Raw genomic sequence first — 454 nt, 5'->3', positions numbered from 1 at the left:
AAACAACAGGATCGGAAAGATGCAACACTATGCCATTTTCACTATACCATTCTTTGGGGGCGAGGGAAAGGTCGTCGGCCGACTTGCCGGCGAAATACTCACTCAGATGAACCCTGTCGTAAGCAGGTCTTACTTCTTCTCCAAAAACCACGATGGAGATATTACCGGCTGTGTTCTTTTTTACAAGCTTTTCGCAAAACTTGTAACCCACCATGCCATTTCCTATTACTACCACTTTCATATCGTTACTGTTTTAAGTGTAGACAATAATGGTAGCAAGCAATCGTATTAAAATTCATTACATATGATGTTTAAAATATTTTCACACTTTTAAAAACATCTTTTGAATGATTTTTGTCATGAAATTAGTCAGTTTTTTCTAATTTTAGAAAGAATTTCATGATTTCAATCAAATATATTTTATTTTAATTTATTAAATTATGAGAAAACTGAT

General features: G+C 33.5%; 1 protein-coding gene. It reads right to left on the bottom strand.

Annotation, left to right across the window (positions count from 1 at the left end):
• Window positions 1-211 (bottom strand): NAD(P)/FAD-dependent oxidoreductase (locus tag ENE75_RS26065; RefSeq protein ID WP_199232419.1); only part of this gene is annotated, 211 nt, incomplete at its 3' end.
• Between the last annotated feature and the right edge of the window lie 243 nt (window positions 212-454).

The organism is Rubrivivax albus (genome assembly GCF_004016515.1).
GTDB lineage: Bacteria > Pseudomonadota > Gammaproteobacteria > Burkholderiales > Burkholderiaceae_C > Rubrivivax > Rubrivivax albus.
Note: the sequence above shows the minus strand (reverse complement) of the source record. Positions and strands in the feature narration are given on the sequence as shown.